Here is a 17,039-nt window from a genome sequence, read left to right on the forward strand (position 1 = left end):
CTTTGTCTTGGTGTGCGGGGCCCCGCCGCGCCCCCGGCGCGGCCCCGCCCCCCCCGGCCGGGTGGGGGGGGGGGGGGGGGCGGCCCCCCCCCCACATCGGGGGTCTGGGGGTCGCCCCCCAGAAAGACACCAAGCCGACGGGAAGTCGGCCGAAGGCCGACGAACAGCCCGACCGTAGGGCGGGCGGGACTCGAACCCGCGACCGGGAGATTATGAGTCTCCTGCTCTGACCAGCTGAGCTACCACCCCGGGGGCGGCGCCCCGTCGTGACGCTGCGGTCGGGGGCGTGCCGGGTGCCATCTTAGCGGCGGGGCGTCGGCGGGGGCCAGCGAGAAGGCGTCGGGGCGGGGGTCAGGCGGGCCAGGTGGGGCGGCGCTTGTCCAGGAAGGCGCGCATGCCCTCCTGGGCTTCGGGGGTCTGGCTGGAGGCGGCCATGACCTCGACGGCGTAGGTGTAGGCGTCGGCTTCGGGGCGGTCGAGCTGGGCGTACATGGCCTGCTTTCCGAGGGCTTTGCTGCGCGGGCTGCCCTGGGTGGCGCGCTGGAGGAGGGCGACGGTGGCCTTGTCGAGGTCGTCGTCGGGGACGGCGTAGTTGACGAGGCCCCAGTCGGCGGCGGTGGCGGCGTCGATGGTGTCGCCGGTGAGGGCCATCTCGGCGGCGCGTTTGCGGCCGACGTTGCGGGAGATCGCGACGAGGGGGGTGTGGCAGAACCAGCCGCCCTTGCCGCCGGGGGCGGCGAACGCGGCGCTCTCGGCGGCGACGGCGAGGTCGCAGGACGCGACGAGCTGGCAGCCGGCGGCGGTGGCGAGGCCGTGCACGCGGGCGATCACCACCTGCGGGACGGACTGGATCGTCCGCATGAGGTCGGTGCAGACGCGCAGGAGGTCGCGGACGTCGGCGTGGGACGCGCCGGCCATGTCGGCGAAGTCGTGCCCGGCGGAGAAGACGGGCCCGTTGGCGGCGAGGATCACGCCGCGGGCGTCGGTGCCGGCGACCTCGGTGAACGCGTCGGTGAGCTGGAGGAGGAACGTGCGGGACAGAGCGTTGCGGCGGCGCGGGCGGTTCATGGTGACGGTGGTGAAGGCGCCGTCGCGTTCGACGAGGACATCCGTGCTTTCGCTCATGCTCCCGACGTTACGTCAGACCCTCGTCGTACGGTGGGCTGGTCCACGGACGCCGAGGGGGTATGGCCTTGAAGCTGCTCACTGCCACCAACTCCAGCCAGGGTTTGCGCGACAACGACTTCGACTGGTGCGTCGAGGGGGAACTGGTGCACATCGGCGTGGTGTGCGCCCGCGACCGGGACGACCCGGACGGCGGCTGCGGGTGCGGCCGCTCGTTCGCCGGGCTGAACTCGCACCGTGCGACGACGACGGCGATGGTGCGGGAGGTGCCGGGGTTCACCGACGAGGACTACGTGGAGGCGATCCGCTCCAGCCTGGAGCAGCAGGGGTGCGATCCGTCGTTCGCCGAGCACGACGCGGCGCTGCTGCGCTGCCTGGTGCGCGACTGGCCGGTGGGGGTGATCGTGGAGCGGCGGCTGGATGAGATCGTGGTCAGGCAGGTCGTGCAGCCCTGACCAGGAGGTGCGTTGTGCTCGTTGCGTTCTCGGTGACCCCGCTCGGGACGGGGGAGGACGTCGGTGAACTGGTCGCGGAGGCGGTGCGGGTGGTGCGGGCCAGCGGCCTGCCGAACCGCACCGACGCGATGTTCACGACGGTGGAGGGGGAGTGGGACGAGGTGATGGCGGTGGTGAAGGCCGCCACGGACGCGGTGGCGGCGCGGGCGCCCCGGGTGAGCCTGGTGGTGAAGGCGGACCTGCGGCCGGGGGTGACGGGCGCGATGGACGCGAAGGTGGAGTCCGTCGAGCGCTACCTGTCCGAAGGCTGACGGGCGGCGTCGCCGGGCGCCGCTAGGCCAGCCAGGCGGCGATCTCGTCGTCGCTGCGGGGGACGGCGCACCAGAGGGCCTCGTCCATGGAGGCGCAGAGCGGGACGCGCCGGTCGAGGCCGAGGACCCGGAACATGCGGCGGGCGAAGGGCCCGGCGCCGACGACGGCGAGGGCGGCGCCGTTCTCCTCGCAGCGGCGGGCGCAGTGCGAGACGGCGCGCATGCCTTCGGCGTCGATGAAGGAGACGCCAGCGATGTCCAGGACGATGGGGCGCGCGGCGAACCCGAGGAGCCGGGTCCGGACGGCGGGAGCGGACGCCTGGTCCATCTCGCCGGTCAGCAGGACGGTGGTGTGCCGTTCGTGCTCGATGACGACCATGGCGACGGCGGTGTCCTTCACGGTGCCCCCCAGCGGATCGGGCCAGGTCCGGTCACTGGAGAGCATCGCGCGGGCACGGACGGTCGCCAAGCGGTCGGGGCGGATCGGCCTGTTCCTGTTCGTTCCGTGCCGTCCGGTCAGGTGAAGCAGGCGGGGACGCCGCGGGCGCCGCCGCGGGAGAAGCTCTGCAGCCGCTGCGAGGCGGTGCCGTGGTCGCCGGGCCTCGTCCAGGGCGTCCGGTCGCCGATGACCTGGAACGAGTCGACGATCTCCCGCGCGTCGCCGGCCTCGAACGTCAGGTCGCCGTCGGCGGCGGATCCGTAGAGGACGGCGCCGGCGAGGCAGTCGGCCTGGAGTTCGGCGGCGGCGGAGACGAGGCGGCGCTGCAGGCGGTTCTGGACGGCGTGGCCCCATTCGTGGGCGACGACGAGGTACACCCAGGCGTCGCCGTTCGCGTAGCCGGCCCGCATCAGGTGCGCGTCCCACGCGAGGAAGTCGCCGGCGGGGCAGTACTCGGCGTTGTCGCGTTCGAGGGGTTCGCCGCCGCAGGTGGGCGTGGCCGCGGGGTCGGAGCCGTCGTAGAGGCCGACGACGCGCGGGGGCCGGTAGGAGCCGGTGAAGAACCGCGTCCAGTGTCGGCGCCAGTAGCCGTCGGTGATCGCGGTGGCGGTGCGGAGGTCCTCGTCGAACCCGGCCTCGTCGAACCGGCGGGCCGGCGCCGTGGTCCGCGGCGCGGCGGTGGGCGAGCCGGTGGCCCGGGGGCTCTTCGCGGCGGGGGCGGCGGGACCGGCCGTCCGGGCCGCGGCTGTGTACTCGCAGGCGCCGGTGAGCGTCATCGCGGCGGCGAGGGCCGCGGCGGCGATGGGGCGTCGGTTCATGCTGGGGGATACGCATGCGCGCCCCCCGGCGGTCGGGCCGGATCCGGCCGTTATGCCTGGAGGAGCATCCCGGCGGTCTGGACGAGGGCGGTGTTGTCGACAGCGGCGGTGCCGTCCGGGAGGGTGAGGACGTCCTCCAGGCCGACGCGGACGTCGAGGTTGAACCGGACGGCGAGGCGGAGGACGGGCCAGGCGCCGCCGTCCTCGCCGTGCAGCAGCACGGGCCGCCCGTGGCCGGTGCCGAGGGCGTGCAGGAGGTCCTTCGCGGTGCCGGTCGAGGTCTCCGGGTCGGTGTCGGTGACCTCGGCGAGGACGCGCAGCACCTCGCGGGCGCGTGGCCAGCGCAGGAACCGCGCGGCGGCCTCGGTGCCGGAGAAGATCCCGGCCTCGACGCCGACGCCGCGGTCGAGGAGGGTCTCGGCGACGTGCTCGGCGCCGTCCTCGTGGAAGTTGACCGAGGCGTGGTCGGGCAGGACGGTCCAGGACCGGATCAGCGCGGCGCGCTCGGCGGGGTCCTCGGCGGTCCAGGCGCCGGTGGTGACGCCGACGGGCACGCCGGGCGCGGCCTCGCGGACCGCGGCGAGCGCGGCGGCGACGTGGCGGGGGTCCATGGTGTCGGCGCCGGCGGCGTCGCGCGGGTGGAGGTGGACGTCCTGCGCGCCGACGTCCACGGACGCGCGGACGGCCGCCGCGAGTTCGTCCGGTGTGACCGGGACGCCCTGCGCCCGGCTCCCGTTCGGGCATACCTGGAGCATGTTCCCATTCTCTCAGCCGCCCGTCAGGGGGCGATCACGCAGGGGCCGCCGCCGCAGACGTCGACGGTCCTCCCGGTGGTCAGGAAGATCGCCTTCTGCCGCCGCGCGTCCGCGTTGTTGCGCGGGTCGGAGTGCGGGTCGCGGCCCTCGGTGGGCGGCGTGTTCGTGGTCGGCGGCGCGGGGGAGCCGCTGTCCCACACGACCATCGCCGACCCGCCGGCGGACGTGCCGAACGTCGGGATGTTCCAGTACGGGGCGACGTCGAGGCCGCGCCCGGGCCGGACGGTCGGGGCGTGGATCCGGGCGCCGATCGTGCGGGCCTCGACCTCGGCGGCGACGGTCGCGACCTGGTGGTCGCCGAACGCGACGTGCATCAGCACCTGGTGCTGCGGGGTGCCCGGGTACGGGTGGTCGGTCATGTGCCAGGCGTACCCGTCGGCCTCGCCGCGGTCCCACAGCATCTGGATCAGCGCGAGGCCGATCTGCTGGTCGAGCTTGTCGGGGTAGAACAGGTCGAGGACCTTGGCGTACTCGGGGAAGTCGGCGCTGCGGTTGAGCAGCGTGCTGTAGTTCATCGCGGGGACGCCGAGGACGGAGCGGCGCAGGTCGGGGGAGACGGCGGTGAGCGCGCCGCCCATGATCCCGCCCTGGCTGTTGCCGTCGTAGGTGAGCGGGGCGCCCGGCGCGATCAGCGGCCTGCCGGAGTCGTCCTGGAACGCCTTGTCGCCGGCGAAGCCGCGGGTCATCGCGCGGCCGAGGAAGACGAAGTTCAGCATGCCCTGCTGGAGCCGGTCGGCGACGGTGCGGAACCGGCTGATGTCGGCGAGCGCGGAGACGACGTTCGGGACGTCCTCCTCGGACATGCCGATCCACTTCGTCGCGCAGAACGCGAAGTCGTGCTCGGCCGCCATCGCCTTGACGTTCCCGGCGCCCACCTCGTCCTCGCCGCCGAGCAGCCCGTGCCCGTAGAGGGCGGGGTTCGCGGGCTTGCCGAACGCGGCCTTCGGGATCTCGCACTGGAATGGGACGGCCTGGCTGTTGCCGGGCAGCCGGGACGGGAGGCCGTCCTCGCCGTAGTGGAACGCCGAGCCGGGGAGCCCGCCGTACTGGTCGAGGTAGCTCGGCGCCCACACGACGCCCTTGACCTCGCGCGCGATCTTGTCGTCGACGTTGTTCGTCACCTGCGTCACCAGGAACGACGGCGACCGGTCGCCGAGCCCGCGGAGCGCGTCGTCGCGGATGTGCAGCATCGGCCCGGCGATGCTCCGCGCGCTGGCGACGGTGAAGTCCCAGGCCAGGTACAGGCCGTCGCGTTCCACGCCGCGCGCGGCGAGGTCCGCGAGCACCTTCTTCTCGGCCTTCTGCCGCGCGTACAGCGGGTCCGTGGACGGCAGCGCCGGGCCGAGGATCTTGGCGAACGCCGCGTTCGGCGGGATGGGGTTCCCGGACGCGTCGCGCAGGTTCCGCAGCGCGACGGCGTAGCGGTGGCCCTCGACGAGGTTCTTCGCGGGCCGGACGATCAGCGCCCTGCGGTCGTCGGGGGCGTTGGCGTCGAGCTCGGCCCAGTACGGCCAGCGCTGCCCGGTCGCGGTGTCGACGATGACGATCGGCGCGTCCGGCTTCAGCGACGCGCCGATGTCGGTGACGGGGGCGGCGCCGGTGCGCGCCAGGTCGACGCCGGGGACGCGGGTGAGCAGCTCGGACCCGGGGGAGAAGCCGTCCGCGCGGTTCCACGCGTCGGGCGACACGGGCAGGCCGAGCGCGTTCTTGAGCGTGGTCCGCATGTCGATCCGCACGCCGGTCGGTGTGCGCGGGTCGGGCTTGGTGTACCAGTTGCTCGGGAACGGCAGCAGGCACGACGCCGGGTCGATCGGGTCGCAGCCGTCGCCGCCCGCGGGGGCGGTGTCGGCGGACGCCGGCGTCACGGCGAGCAGGGCCGCGGACAGGACCAGGGCCGCGCCCGAAGCGAGGGCGCGCAGGGACAGGGCACGCATGGACCGGGCACGCATCGTCCACCTCCGGGAGATCCGCGGCGTTCGGGGAGATCTTGGTCTCACCGCGGCCCCGGGTCAATGGGCGGCGGCCGTCGGCCGATGCCGGTCATCCGGAGACGGCCCGGAGGGCCATCGGCCCCCGGATGTTCCGACGACGTTAAATCTTCCGAAGTGACGGTTTCATCTCCGTTTCGAGGGGTGATTCGGCCTTGATCGCCAGCGATAGTGAGCGCAGCGCCGCACCCACCCGGAAAGGACCGTTCCATGAAAGCCGTCCCGATCATCGACCTCACCCCCTGGTTCCACGGCGGTGAGCGCGACCGCGCCGACGTCGCCGCGCGGGTCGACGCCGCGCTGAGCGAGATCGGCTTCCTGGTGGTCACCGGGCACGGGGTGCCCGCCGCGGACCGGGACGCGATCCGCGCCGCCGCCAAGCGGTTCTTCGCGCTGCCGCGGGAGGTCAAGCAGCGGTACGCGGCGACCGTGGGGGAGCGCGGCTGGCTGCCGCCCGGCGTCGAGGCCAACGGGTACGCCGAGGGCACCGCGACGCCGCCGGACCTGAAGGAGACGTTCGCGGTCGGCGCGGACCGCCCGACCGGCGACCCGTTCTTCGACGCCGAGTGGTTCCTGCCGAACGTGTGGCCGGGCGAGGTGCCGGAGCTGGAGGCGCTGCTGACGCGCTACCTGGCCCGGATGAAGCGGCTGTCGGACGACCTGCTCGCGCTGTGCGCGGTCGCGCTCGGCCTGCCGTCGGGCTTCTTCACGGCGCACGCCCTGAACCCGTCCTTCACGCTGAACATCAACCGCTACCCGCCGCTGTCGCAGCTCGGGGAGCCGGAGCCCGGCCAGTTCCGGATCGGCCCGCACACCGACTTCGGCACCCTCACGGTCCTGGACCGGCAGGACGGGGTGGGGGGCCTCCAGGTGCACTCCGAGGAGGCCGGCTGGGTGGACGCCCCGTGGGTCGAGGACTCCTTCACCATCAACGTCGGCGATCTGCTCGCCCACTGGACCGGCGGCCGCTGGACGTCCAACCGGCACCGCGTCCTGCCGCCCGACCCGAGCGCCCCGGACGAGGAGCTCGTGTCGCTGATCTTCTTCTACGAGTGCGACCCGGACACCCGCGTCGAGCCGCTCGGCCCGCCCGTCGGCCGCGCCGCCGGCGGCGCGACCGTGCGCGCGCACGACTTCCTCCTCGAACGCCTCGACGCCATCACCCTCGCCTGAACACGCTGAAAGGTCCCCCCGTGACGGAGATCCAGGAAGGCGCGCCCGCGGGCGTGGACGTCCGCGAAGGCGACTACGGCGCGCGGGTCGCCGCGGTCGAGCCGGGCGGCGCCGGCTTCATCCCCCTCGACCAGCGGCACGGCCGGCCGCTCGACCTGCTGTGGACGTGGACGTCGCCGAACCTGGAGTTCGCGACGGTGTTCCTCGGCGTGCTCGCGGTCGCCGCGTTCGGGCTGACGTTCTGGCAGGCCACCGGCGCGATCGTGGTGGGCACGCTGCTCGGCTCGGCGACCCACGCGGTCCTGTCGGCGCGCGGCCCCCGCTACGGGGTGCCGGAGATGGTGCTCGGCCGGGTGCCGTTCGGGCACCGCGGCAACATGCTGCCGTCCGCGATCAACTCGGTGGCGGGCGGCGTCGGCTGGTTCGCGGTGAACAGCGTCAGCGGGTCGCTGGCGCTCAACACGCTGACCGGGATGCCGAAGCCGCTGTGCCTGGCGATCGTGGTCGCGCTACAGGCGGGGGTCGCGTTCTTCGGGCACAACCTCGTGCACGCCTACGAGCGGTACGCGTTCCCGGTGCTGGCGGTGGTGTTCGGCATCGCGTCCGTGATCATCCTCGCGAAGGCGGACTTCGGCGCGCCCGCACCGGACGGGGCCGGGGCGGGCGGGATCGGCGCGTTCCTCATCGTGGTCGGCGCGAGCTTCGGGTACGCGGCGGGCTGGAACCCCTACGCCGCCGACTACACCCGCTACCTGCCGGCCACGACGAGCCCGCGCGCCGCGGGCCTGTGGGCCGCGCTCGGCGTCTTCGCCGGCTGCACCGTCCTGCAGATCGTCGGCGCGGCGTCGGCGACGCTCGGCGGCGCGGCGCTCGCCGACCCGACCGGCGCGTTCACCGGGCACCTGCCCTCCCTCGTCGCGAACCTCACCCTGCTGGTCATCGCGATCGGCGCGGTCGGCGCCAACGCGATCAACATCTACTCCGGGTCCATGTCGTTCGTCGCGACGGGGATCCGGCTGCCGCTGCCGGCGCGGCTGCAGCGCGCGCTGGTCGCCGGGGCGTTCGGCGCGGTCGGGCTCGTCGTCGCCTACTTCGGGCTGGACGACGCCGGCCACGACTACGAGGCGTTCCTGCTGGTCATCGCGTACTGGATCGGGCCCTGGCTCGGCGTGGTGCTGGCCGACCTGGTGCTGCGGCGCGGGGTCTGGTCGGTGCGGGACGCGGACGCGCGGGTGGACGCCATGGTGTTCGACGCCGGGCGCCGCAACTGGGCCGGGCCGACGGCGATGGCGGCCGCCGTGGTGGTGTCGGTGTGGCTGTTCTCCAACCAGGAGAAGTACGTCGGGATCGTGCCGAGCCACCACCCGTCGTTCGGCGACATCACGTTCGCGGTCGGGTTCGTCCTGGCGGCGCTGCTCTACGCGGTCCTGCGCAAGGTGCCCGGGTTCCGCGAGAACGGCTGACCGGTGGGGCGCTTGTCCGCGGCCGACGGGCCGTGCGAGGTGAGGACGACCGGGACGCCGAGCGCGTCCTCGATCGTCGCGACCGGACGGCCCAGCGGCGCGTAGACCGGCCGCGCCGACGCCAGCCGGCGGGTGAGGGCGGCCTGGCGGTCCAGGCCGCCCCCGCCCGCCGGCAGCCGGTCCAGCCGCCCGTCCGGCGTCGCGTAGGCGTGGCAGACGCGCAGGTCGGGACGCGCCCCCGCGACGTCCAGATGCGTGACCGCCAGGCCGTCCGCGCCGCCGGCGGCCTCCAGCGCGTACCGGAGCGCGACGGCGTCGAGGTGGCCGGCGCGGAAGGCGCCCTGCCAGGGGCCCGTGCCGTTGTGCGGCTCGGGGAGGGCGGCGGTCAGCGCCGCGTCCTCGGTGACGAACGGCCCCGGGCCGTGGCGCGTCGCGTACGTCCGCAGGACGCCGAGGCGGGCCGCCGACGCGCCCGCCTCGTCCAGCAGCGTCTCGGCGTTGGCGAAGGTCGTGGTGGACCAGGTCGTGTACGGGTGGAAGCCGTGCCGCTCGTCGAGCAGCACGCCCTGCGCGCCCTCGAACACCACGTCGCCGGAGCTGAGCAGGCCGTGCAGGTGGCCGCCGCCGACGATCCGCACCCGCTCGGCGAACGCTATGAACGCGTCCGCGCAGGCGGCGACGTCCGGGACGTCCTCGCCGGACGGGAACGACGCCCGGTACCAGCCGTGCACGGCGGCGAGCCGGCGGCGCAGCCGGGCGGGTGACAGGCAGTCGCCCGCGCGCGGCGCGTCGTCGTGCGCGAGGGCGTAGGACGCGGTCTCGCCGATGCCCATGCCGCACGACCCGTGCCGGGCCGCGCCGCGGGCCCGCTCGCGCGCGCGGTTGGCGGCCCGGTGGTACGGCGTGGTGAGCAGCGCGTCCCGGTCCACGGTGAGCCGGTCCAGCGCGTCGCCCACGCCGAGCCGCCGCAGGTGGTCGGCCTCGGCGGCGAGGGCGAGCGGGTCGACGAGCATGAACCGCGACAGGTGCGTTCGGACGCCCGGCGTGAACGTCCCCGAGCCGAACTGGGCGAACGTGTGGTGCCGGCCGTCGCCGGCGACGACGTTGTGCGCCGCCTGCGCGCCGCCGTTGAACCGGACGACCGCCGTCACCGGGGACGTGCGGCAGAGGTGGTCGACGACCGTGCCCTTGCCCGCGTCCCCGAACCCGAGGTCGACGACGATGACGTGCCCCATCGCGGTGCCCTCCTCTCCCGTGCCCTCCGTGCGGGGCCTCAGAGCCGCGTCGTCCCGGACGGCCCGGAGGCGTCCAGGCCGGGCGGCGTCGCCGACACCGCGACCGGCGCGCGGGACGCGTCCAGCCGGGCCAGCGCCCGCGACACCGACGCGCCCGCGTCCGAGCCGGCCTCGGCCAGATGCCCCAGGCCCTCGTCCAGGTCGATGGCGTCCTCGGCGAGCCCGACGGTCAGCGCGATCGTCTCGCAGACGGCGTCGAGGTCGTCGAGGTAGAGGACGTGCTGGCCGAGCAGCCCCTGCCAGAAGTCCTTCAGCTCGCGGCTGCCGGAGTGGTAGGCGCCCTCGGGGATGATGAAGTACACCTCGTACATCCGCTGGAGCTCGCGCAGCACGTCCTCGACCGGCAGGTCGCGCTCCAGGTCGTCGCCGACGACCTTGGCGACCTCCCGCCGCTTGATCTTCGGGTACGCCAGCTCGTCGCCGATCATGAACAGGTAGCCGCGCTTGCCGCGCTTCTCGAAGCAGTCGATCGAGGTGTGCCGCGCCATGAAGTACATGGCCAGCTCGTACGACTCGCGCATCTGGCCGCCGCCCCCGCCCTCCAGCAGGATCTTGCCGAGGTCGTCGTCCATCCGGTTGTCGGCCTCGAACTGGCCGATCTGCAGCGGCGCCCGGTCGCAGGTCGCGTCGCCGACCGCGCCGAACAGGATGTGCGGGTGCTCGACGTAGCCCTTGCGCAGCAGCAGGCCGAGCAGGTCGGGCAGCTTGGTCTGCAGAGTGCGCGGCACGCCGCCCATCGAGCCGGTGACGTCGAACAGGACGCCGATCGCCAGCGACTCGGGGTGGTCGTCGGAGTCGCGGCTCTCCCGGAGCGCCACGCCCTTCGGGTCGAGGTCGGGGTGGGTGGTGGTGGCGCCGCCGTCGCTGTAGGCGAACGCGCTGGAGCCGGTGGACGCGCGGTAGCTCGCGCGCGCCGCGTAGACGTCGGTGGACCAGTTTCCGCTTCCCATGGGTCTTCTCCTTCAGGGGGCGACGGGCAGGTGGAAGGGGCGGAACCGCCGCGGGCCGTAGAGCCGTTCGAGCAGCTCGTCGAGCTCGCCCAGCAGCCGCCAGGCGTCGCGGGGGCGGCGGTTCTGCGCGGACAGCAGGCAGCCGCGCGCGAACATGCGCATCGCCTTGGGCGCCCGCTCGCCCATCAGATCGGTCATGCACCGGGTGGCCATGTAGAGGTCGGTGGCCTCGCTGGCGGGCCGCCGCGCCGGCACCTCCGGCGGGTACCAGTCGCGGTACCGCTCCACCAGGGCGGGGACGCGCCCGGACGCGTCGGCGTAGGAGTAGCAGCCGGGCACGGAGTAGCACCAGTCGACCAGGACCAGCCCGTGCTCCTCCGGGTGGATCATGACGTGGTCGGGCAGCACCGCGCCGTGCAGCACGCCCGCGCGGTGCGCGAACCCCAGCCCGACCAGCAGCCGCCGCCACATCCACGCGGCGTCGCGCGGGTCGACGCCGCCGGGGAAGGCGGCCTTGACCTCGGCCAGGGTGCGGAAGCCGTCGAGCGCGGCGACGGCGTTCGCCTGCCGCTGCGTCCCCGTCGCCGCGTCCTTGTGGCGGAACGACTCGACGAGGTACGGCACGTACGGCAGGAAGCGCCCGTCCCCGTCCTTGGGGAGCTGGCGCAGCGCGACGGCCTCGCGTTCCAGCAGGTCGCCGTCGCGGGGGTCGCGCGGCATCTTCAGCAGCACCTCGCCCGGCCGGGTGTCCGTCCCGGCCCGGTAGAGCTCGGCGAGGTCGCCGGAGACGGGATCGCCCGCGATGCGGTAGGAGTGCCGGCGGGTGGTGAGGACGGACGGGTCGGACCGGTTGTAGGTCCGCCACAGCGCGTTCAGCCGGACGAACGCGTCGCGGGTGCGGCCGCCGGTCGCGTCCGGGTGGACGAGCCGGACGAGCCGCCGGTAGCGGCGCGCCGCCTCGGCGGCGTCGTCGCCGAACAGGTCGGCGGGGACGCGGGCGCGGTCGAGCCGGGCCAGCGCCTCGCCGAGGTCGCCGGGGCTCCCGCTGTGCCTGCTCATGAGGGCATCACCTGATCTCTTCCTCGCGGCCGGGCCGCAGCAGTGCGGGGTGCAGGAGGCGGGCGTCGCCCGCGCGGTAGAGGCGGGGCCGGGGGCCGCCGCGCCGGCCGCCCCTGTCGGACGTGGCGCCGGTGCTCTCCACGAAGCCGGGCACCGACAGCACCTTCCGGTGGAAGTTCCCGGCGTGCAGCTCCTCGCCCCAGACCGCCTCGTAGACGGCGCGCAGCTCGGGGATCGTGAACTCGGCGCCGCAGAACGCCGTGGCGAGCGGGGTGTACTCGAGCTTGCCGCGGGCCCGCTCCAGGCCGTCGGAGAGGATCCGCGCGTGGTCGAACGCGAGCCGCCGGGTGGTGCCGGGCCGCTGGTCGCCGGATTCGGTCAGGCCGAGCGCGCCGACCGGGACCCAGGCGGCGTCGGCGGCGTCGCCGCCCGCCTCGGGGTCGGGGAGCTCGGGCGCGAACGCCAGGTAGGCGACGGAGATGATCCGCATGCGCGGGTCGCGGCCGGGGGCGCCGTAGGTGCCGAGCTGCTCCAGGTGGACGCGCCCGAGCGCGCCGTCCTTCCCGCTGAGGCCGGTCTCCTCGGCCAGCTCGCGGGCGGCGTCCGGCAGGTCCTCGGCCTCGCGCCGGCCGCCCGCGTGGACGAACCCGCCGGGCAGCGCCCACATGCCCGCGAACGGCGCGCCGCCGCGGCGCACGAGCAGGACGTGCAGCGCGCCGTCCCGGATGGTGAGGGCGACGACGTCCACGGTCACGGCGACGGGGTCGTAGGCGCGCGGGTCGTAGCTCGCGAGGAACTCGCTCTCGTCGCGCATCGGTTCCGGGGACATCCGGGCCTCTCCATGGTCTCGAACTGAGTAAGTCTCAGAGTGAGTTCATCTCGATATGAGAAGAACATGGCCCGGAGTGCGGCGGTCTGTCCACCCCGTTCCCGGCGCGAGCGCAGAGCGCCGCCTCCCACCTGGGGAGACGGCGCTCAGGGCGTTCGGGTGTTCGTCAGCGGCGGTGGCGGCCGCCCGGGTAGGGCGGCTCCTCATGCGGCCCGGACGCGAAGGGGTCCGGCACCCCCGGGTCGAGGGCGTACGGATCGCCCGGCCCGTCCGCCGCGTCCTCCCGTGCCGGCCGCCCCGGGCCGGGGCCGCCCCGCGCGTACGGCTCACCCTCGTAGGGGTCGGCGGCGTTCTGGCCGATCGGCCTGCGTCCCACCGAGTACCGGCCGGTCGGGTAGGGGCTCTCCGGCGCGGGGACGTGCGGCCGCGGACCGGCCCGGTACGGATCGAAGGGCGGCGCCGGGAACCCGCCGCCGGGCGCGGGCCCGGCGGACGGCCCGGCGGGCGGCCCGGCGAAGGACGCGTCGAGGGGCGCCACACCGGGCGGCGGCGCGTCCGTCCGCGCGGCGGCCGGGCGCCCGGGCGGCGCGTCCAGCAGCAGCTTCATCTGGCTCTTGCGGCGGCCGTACACGAGGTAGATCGCGATCCCCGCGGCCATCCAGACGGTGAAGTACCCCCACGTCTGCACCTTCAGGTTCAGCATCAGCCAGCCGGTCGCGAGGATCGTGGCGACCGCGGTGACCGGCGCCGCCGGGACGCGGAACGGGCGGTGCAGGTCGGGGCGGTCGCGGCGCAGCGCCAGCACGCCCGCCGAGACGAACAGGAACGCGAACAGCGTCCCGATCACGACCATCTGCTCCAGCGTCAGCACGTTGACGCTCTGCGACATCACGACCGCCGCGCCGCCCGCGGCCAGCGTGGCCCGCGACGGCACCCGGAACCGGCTCATCCCGGCGATCGGGCGGGGCAGCAGGCCGTCCCGGGACATGGAGAACACCACCCGGGTCAGGCTGATCAGCACCACCAGGATCACGGTGGTCAGCGCCAGCACCGCCCCGATGTCGATGATCTTGCCCATGGAGTCCGCGCCGACGAGGCCGAACGCGGTCGCCAGCAGCGGCTTGGCGGGGTCGAGCCGGTCGGTGGAGACCATGCCGACCATCGCGACGGCGACCGCGACGTACAGCACGACGGCGATCGCGAGGCTGGTCAGCATGCCGCGCGGCACCTTGCGGGGCGCGTCGTCGGTCTCCTCGGACGCGGTCGCGATCAGGTCGAAGCCGATGTAGGCGAACGCGATCGCGGGCGCGGCGGCGAAGACCCCCCAGATCCCGAACACCTCCGGCTTGCTGCCGGTGACCGCGCCGAGCACCGCGTCCAGCACGGTCGTGGCGCCGGCGGGCGCGGGCCGCGCGGGCGGCACGAACGGGGTGAGGTTGCCGGCGTGGAAGAACTTCAGCCCGGTCGCGACGACCAGCCCGATCACGATCAGCTTGGCCATCACCATGAACCACAGGCTGCGCAGGCTCATCCGGCTGCCGGTGGCCAGCATGGCGATCAGCAGCACCAGGATCCCGAACGCGAACAGGTCGAAGCCCTTCTCCTGCCCGATGATCCCGGCGAGCCGGGACGGCACGGGCACCGCGAAGTCGGCGAGGGCCTGCGCGGCGTACAGCGACCAGGCGCGCGCCACGACCGACGCGGCGAGCAGCAGCTCCAGCACCAGCGCCCAGCCGACCACCCACGCCCAGATCTCGCCGAACGCGACGTAGCTGAAGGAGTAGGCGCTGCCCGCGACCGGGACGATCGAGGACAGCTCCGCGTAGGAGAGCGCGGCGAGGAAGCAGACGCCGCCGGCGATCAGGAAGGAGACGATCACCGACGGGCCGGCGGTGGCCGCGGCCTGCTCCCCGGAGATCTTGAAGATGCCGGAGCCGATCATCACGCCGAGCCCGAGCACGATCAGGTCCCGGGTCCGGTACACGACGCGGAGCCGGTGCCGGCCGCCGTACAGCCGGCCGGTCGCCTGCTCCACCGGCAGCCGGCGGAACATGTTGTTGCGCATGCGGACGTCCCAGGTCATAGGTTTCCCCCCTGGCCCGAACCCGCGCCGCTGATCGCGAGAGACGGTGTGGTCGAAGTCCCTAAGAATTCACCAGGAAGACCATAAAGCACACCGTTTTCCAGCGGATTGCCGTCAGGGGTCTGTTGTCGGATGCTGCCAAACCACGGTTCGCCAGTATGGCGGAAAAAACCGCAGGTGAGAGGCGGATGGCGGACCCGATTTCCGGTGGACCGTTCCCACGTTCGCCGCCATTCCGAAGGAAAGCGCTTTCGACCGGAGGGACCCCGGCGGCCGGGGTCGGCCGGTGCGGACGGTGGCGATCGGCGAAGATCGGTGACACCGTAGGGACGCCGCGTCCCACAGGAGGTTCGGTGTCCCGCCAAGCACAGCGCCCCTCGCCCTCCGGAGCCGTCCGCCGCACGGCGTTCGCCGCCGCCCTCGCCCTCGCCGCCGCGCTGGCCGTCCCCGCGGCCGCCTCGGCCGCGCCGCCCGCGCCGGCCGCGCCGCCCGTGCAGGACCCGCCGGCCAAGCAGCCCGTCGCGACCGGCTACGGCGGCGCCGTCTCCACCGTCGACCCGGACGCGAGCCGCGCCGCCCTGGAGATCCTCAAGCGGGGCGGCAACGCGATGGACGCCGCCGTCGCGGCGGGCGCGACCCTCGGCGTCACCGAGCCGTACGTCTCGGCCATCGGCGGCGGCGGCTACATGACGTACTACAGCGCCAAGGACCGCAAGGTGTACGCGCTGGACGGCCGCGAGTTCGGCCCGGCGTCGATGAAGGAGGACTACTTCATCGACCCGGAGACCGGCAAGCCGCTCTCCTTCAACGACGCCGTCACCAGCGGGCTCAGCGTCGGCGTGCCCGGCACCCTCGCCCAGTGGGACCTGGCGCTGCACCGGTTCGGCACCCGCGGGCTGGGCGCGCTGCTGCAGCCCGCGATCAAGGTGGCCGAGCACGGCTTCGTGGTGGACCAGGAGTTCTACGACCAGACCGCGACGAACGAGGCGCGCTTCCGCGACATCGTCCCGACCCGCGAGCTGTTCCTGCCCGGCGGGAAACCCCCCGCGGTGGGGTCGGTGTTCAAGAACCCGGACCTCGCGAACACCTACAGGCGGCTCGCCGAGCACGGCATCGGCTGGCTGTACCGCGGCGAGCTGGGCAAGGAGATCGTCCGGACGGTGACCAAGCCGCCGGTCGACCCGAAGGCCACCCGCGTGGTGCGCCCCGGCGTCCTGAAGACGAGCGACCTCGCCGCCTACAAGGCGCTGCCCAAGCAGCCCACGCACGTGTCCTACCGCGGGTACGACGTGTACGGCGAACCGCCGTCGTCGTCCGGCGGCTCCACGGTCGGCGAGGCGCTCAACATCCTCGGAAACTTCCGGCTCGACCCGCGCGACCCCGTCACCGCGCTGCACTACTACCTGGAGGCGTCGAAGCTCGCCTACGCCGACCGCGGCGCCTACGTCGGCGACCCCGCGAAGGTGAAGGTGCCGCTGGACGAGCTGCTGTCGCAGGGGTTCGCCCGCGAGCGCGCCTGCCTGATCAAGCCGGACCAGGCCGCCGCCGCGCCCGTACCGCCCGGCAGCCCGGACGGGCAGTACCAGCCGTGCGTCCCGTCCGGCACCCAGACCCGGGTGCTGGCCGCCGAGGGACCGCAGACGACCCACCTCGTCGTCGCCGACAAGTGGGGGAACGTCGCCTCCTACACCGTCACGATCGAGCAGTTCGGCGGCAGCGCCCTCACCGTCCCGGGCCGCGGGTTCCTGCTGAACAACGAGCTGACGGACTTCTCGTTCGCGCCGTCCGCGCCGGGCGGCCTGCCCGACCCGAACCTGCCCGGCCCGCACAAGCGGCCGCGCAGCAGCATCGCGCCGACGATCGTGCTCAAGGACGGGCGGCCGAAGCTCGCGCTCGGCACGCCCGGCGGCTCGACGATCATCACGACCGTGCTGCAGATCCTGGTGGACCGGCTCGACCTCGGCATGGACCTGCCCACCGCGCTGGCGGCGCCGCGCGCCACCCAGCGCAACACCCCGCAGGTCTTCGCCGAGCAGGCGTTCATCGACAAGTACGGCAAGGCGCTCGCGGCGCGCGGGCACCGGCTGGAGGTGTTCCCCGGCCCGCCTGCGGGCGTGATCGGGGCGGCCACCGGGCTGGAGTTCCTGGCGCCCGGACTCGTCCAGGCGGTCGCCGAGCCGGTCCGGCGCGGCGGCGGCAGCGCCCTGGTCGTGCGCCCGGCCCGCCCGTGACGCCG

Annotated in this window: 15 protein-coding genes and 1 tRNA gene; 5 read left to right on the forward strand and 11 right to left on the reverse strand. The window is 74.2% G+C overall.

Translation table 11 applies throughout. The features are described 5' to 3' along the window. Positions 1-175: 175 nt before the first annotated feature. Positions 176-249: transfer RNA gene (locus ABT299_RS35065), tRNA-Ile, on the reverse strand. Between the two features lie 102 nt (positions 250-351). Beyond that, positions 352-1,125, reverse strand: coding sequence for an enoyl-CoA hydratase-related protein (locus tag ABT299_RS35070; protein ID WP_387028789.1), 774 nt, complete (start codon positions 1,123-1,125; stop codon positions 352-354). A 62-nt stretch (positions 1,126-1,187) separates the two neighbouring features. Between ABT299_RS35070 and ABT299_RS35075 the strand changes: the two genes are divergently transcribed. Together ABT299_RS35075 and ABT299_RS35080 are read left to right on the forward strand one after the other, a co-directional pair. Further along, positions 1,188-1,580, forward strand: coding sequence for a DUF7715 family protein (locus ABT299_RS35075; protein ID WP_190858638.1), 393 nt, complete (start codon positions 1,188-1,190; stop codon positions 1,578-1,580). A gap of 14 nt (positions 1,581-1,594) precedes the next feature. Beyond that, positions 1,595-1,891, forward strand: a complete 297-nt coding sequence (locus tag ABT299_RS35080) for an MTH1187 family thiamine-binding protein (RefSeq protein ID WP_208270705.1) — start codon at positions 1,595-1,597, stop codon at positions 1,889-1,891. 22 nt (positions 1,892-1,913) lie between these two features. On the opposite strand, the gene ABT299_RS35085 is transcribed toward ABT299_RS35080, so the two are convergent. The 4 genes from ABT299_RS35085 to ABT299_RS35100 all read right to left on the reverse strand — a co-directional run bounded on the left by ABT299_RS35085 (position 1,914) and on the right by ABT299_RS35100 (position 5,897). Further along, positions 1,914-2,291, reverse strand: a complete 378-nt coding sequence (locus tag ABT299_RS35085; protein WP_387028790.1) for an STAS domain-containing protein — start codon at positions 2,289-2,291, stop codon at positions 1,914-1,916. Between the two features lie 116 nt (positions 2,292-2,407). After that, positions 2,408-3,148 carry a neutral zinc metallopeptidase gene (locus ABT299_RS35090; protein ID WP_500253349.1) on the reverse strand — a complete coding sequence of 247 codons (741 nt, stop codon included), beginning with the start codon at positions 3,146-3,148 and terminating at the stop codon, positions 2,408-2,410. A gap of 50 nt (positions 3,149-3,198) precedes the next feature. Beyond that, the gene (locus tag ABT299_RS35095; RefSeq protein WP_500253350.1) at positions 3,199-3,903 is read right to left on the reverse strand and encodes a 3-keto-5-aminohexanoate cleavage protein; all 705 of its coding nucleotides are present in this window, start codon (positions 3,901-3,903) and stop codon (positions 3,199-3,201) included. 23 nt (positions 3,904-3,926) lie between these two features. Then, the gene (locus tag ABT299_RS35100) at positions 3,927-5,897 is read right to left on the reverse strand and encodes a hypothetical protein (protein ID WP_500253351.1); all 1,971 of its coding nucleotides are present in this window, start codon (positions 5,895-5,897) and stop codon (positions 3,927-3,929) included. A 264-nt stretch (positions 5,898-6,161) separates the two neighbouring features. On the opposite strand from ABT299_RS35100, the gene ABT299_RS35105 reads away from it, so the two are divergent. Both ABT299_RS35105 and ABT299_RS35110 read left to right on the forward strand, forming a co-directional pair. Further along, entirely contained in the window at positions 6,162-7,124 is a 963-nt protein-coding gene (locus ABT299_RS35105; RefSeq protein ID WP_190858648.1) for an isopenicillin N synthase family dioxygenase, read from the forward strand. A 20-nt stretch (positions 7,125-7,144) separates the two neighbouring features. Then, complete coding sequence (locus tag ABT299_RS35110; protein ID WP_500253352.1) at positions 7,145-8,587, forward strand: purine-cytosine permease family protein; 1,443 nt, start codon at positions 7,145-7,147, stop codon at positions 8,585-8,587. Here ABT299_RS35110 and ABT299_RS35115 read toward each other — a convergent pair. The 5 genes from ABT299_RS35115 to ABT299_RS35135 all read right to left on the reverse strand — a co-directional run bounded on the left by ABT299_RS35115 (position 8,542) and on the right by ABT299_RS35135 (position 14,803). Continuing rightward, a complete protein-coding gene (locus tag ABT299_RS35115; RefSeq protein ID WP_500253353.1) occupies positions 8,542-9,822 on the reverse strand; it encodes an adenylosuccinate synthetase in 1,281 nt (426 codons plus the stop codon). The genes ABT299_RS35110 and ABT299_RS35115 overlap by 46 nt on opposite strands. Positions 9,823-9,860: 38 nt before the next feature. Continuing rightward, the gene (locus tag ABT299_RS35120; protein ID WP_500253354.1) at positions 9,861-10,832 is read right to left on the reverse strand and encodes a hypothetical protein; all 972 of its coding nucleotides are present in this window, start codon (positions 10,830-10,832) and stop codon (positions 9,861-9,863) included. A gap of 12 nt (positions 10,833-10,844) precedes the next feature. Then, positions 10,845-11,891, reverse strand: coding sequence for a molecular chaperone DnaJ (locus ABT299_RS35125; protein WP_500253355.1), 1,047 nt, complete (start codon positions 11,889-11,891; stop codon positions 10,845-10,847). Positions 11,892-11,898: 7 nt separating this feature from the next. Then, positions 11,899-12,720: an NUDIX hydrolase gene (locus ABT299_RS35130; RefSeq protein ID WP_500253356.1), complete on the reverse strand. Its 822-nt coding sequence runs from the start codon at positions 12,718-12,720 to the stop codon at positions 11,899-11,901. A 166-nt stretch (positions 12,721-12,886) separates the two neighbouring features. After that, entirely contained in the window at positions 12,887-14,803 is a 1,917-nt protein-coding gene (locus ABT299_RS35135) for an APC family permease (protein WP_500253357.1), read from the reverse strand. Positions 14,804-15,156: 353 nt separating this feature from the next. Here ABT299_RS35135 and ggt point away from each other — a divergent pair, with 353 nt between their 5' ends. Then, a complete protein-coding gene (ggt, locus tag ABT299_RS35140; protein ID WP_387028803.1) occupies positions 15,157-17,034 on the forward strand; it encodes a gamma-glutamyltransferase in 1,878 nt (625 codons plus the stop codon). Positions 17,035-17,039: the final 5 nt, after the last annotated feature.

The organism is Spirillospora sp. NPDC000708 (genome assembly GCF_040299565.1).
Classification (GTDB): Bacteria; Actinomycetota; Actinomycetes; order Streptosporangiales; family Streptosporangiaceae; genus Spirillospora.